The 1,662-nt window shown below is 48.5% G+C and carries 1 protein-coding gene; it reads right to left on the reverse strand.

Translation table 11 applies throughout. The annotated features are described in order from the left end of the window. Positions 1–695: 695 nt before the first annotated feature. Positions 696–866, reverse strand: a complete 171-nt coding sequence (locus tag L990_RS20115) for a hypothetical protein (protein WP_156121642.1) — start codon at positions 864–866, stop codon at positions 696–698. Positions 867–1,662: the final 796 nt, after the last annotated feature.

The following is a 1,662-nucleotide window of genomic DNA, read 5'->3' on the forward strand; positions in this document are numbered from 1 at the left end:
TGCCCGAAGGTCTATCCTTACCGAAGGGAGTAAAGTTCGGGGCGTAGGGAGTAGATTTCGGGGTGCTTGAAGCAAATTCAGCGTCGTGGGGAGTGGTTTCCGGGGTGCCCGAAGGTCTACCCTTACCGAAGGGAGTAAAACCCGGGGCGCAGGGAGTAGATCTCGGGGTTCTTGAAGCTAATTCAGCGTCGTAGGGAGTAGTTTCCGGGATGCCCGAAGGTCTACCCTTACCGAAGGGAGTAAAGTTCGGGGCGAAGGGAGAGGCGTATCTCGCCTTAGTTCCTGCTGATGTAGGTAATTTAGGCTGGTTTTTCTAGGCAACAGGCCAGCTGCTTCTCTTCAAAAGGAAGTGCGAACAGCACTTATTCTTTCTTTTCAGGCTTTCCATCTTCATGGTACAAATCTAAGCTGATGGCCTTTCTCTATTCCTTCGTTCGGGTTTATGTGGCAGATTCCCGGTTTTATCCGTTGGATATTCTGCCTGCAAAGGAGCAGCATCAGCACCGACGCTGCACCGTCAACGCGAAGGAGGGGGGCCGCGCTTCTGGTTGGCTATATTTATCAGGCAGGCCGTATCGCGTTCCATGATGCACCGCAGCGTCCATGTCTCGATGTTCACCAGCTCCATTTCACCGCTTCAAAGCTGTAGGCAAAGGGCGGCTGGCTGGCTGTTCTCTGTTTCTGCGGATAGTTCGCTAGGGAGACAATCTTCCCAGGTCCAGCTCGCTAATTTTCGAGGCGATGTAGTAGCGCTTATTGGGGTACGATTCTGCCGATTCAGTCTTACAGCACTCCTTGTTTATTGTAAAAGCAGAATGGCTTGGTTTAGGAGAACTCTTCATCTGTGCCTCGGTGTTTTGGCTCATGGCGCCAATTTTACGATGAATCTAACCTTTATTTCTACGCTCGCTTCGTCTTCGGTTATCTTTTATGGCGGATAAGCTTCCAATATTGGTTCTTGGGTAGATTTTAGGAGTGCCGGGGATTCAGCATCTCCAATAGAATAGGCGTGTATGGCACAGGGGCAGGTGATAGATGTTGGTAGGAGAGGCTCCAGGAGCCAGCGCCCGATTGGTATTGGCATCAGAAGAATTGGTAAGCTTGTTTTCACAATGAGCATTGAAGGTTCTTTAGCTTGCGTCTTTTTCTGAGATGTGCTTTTATTTCGAATGCGTTCAGTTTCGAAGCTGTACCTTGGCCAGATGGGGGTAAATAACGATAGCTGGCCTGCTTCTTTTGGTAGAAATGAGAGGAATTGGCCTTCTTTTTTTTCTGGCAGGATGAAAATTCAGGCAACATATTGCTCATATCACCGAAATGTGGCTAGTAGAACGGACGCTGTAACCTCAAAAAGGTAACATTTACATCACCGATAAGGAAGCTCTGCTGTCGGTAAGTGAAATCTCGTTCGAAGAAAAAGTAGTTATAGCAGGAACTTTCCATTGGGAAGAAGCCTACTTCCCCGATCAGCAAAGCCAACTTGGCGCCATTTTTAAGGATGTATCTGATGCGGTAATACCGGCGATAAGTAGGCCTTATTACTAAACAAGGCCCATTGTGCTTCCTTTTCCTCAGGTTTCTTCCTCAAAAACACCCCTCCTATCTTTGTGGTAAGTATTAGCTTTAGAGGGATGAAGGACTCGTTAACGCGCTGCCGTGGGG

The organism is Alistipes sp. ZOR0009, from assembly GCF_000798815.1.
Classification (GTDB): domain Bacteria; phylum Bacteroidota; class Bacteroidia; order Bacteroidales; family ZOR0009; genus Acetobacteroides.

Bases quoted from the DNA above. Each gene is read 5' to 3' on its own strand.
- L990_RS20115 (WP_156121642.1), bottom strand. From the start codon at position 866: ATGAGCCAAAACACCGAGGCACAGATGAAGAGTTCTCCTAAACCAAGC.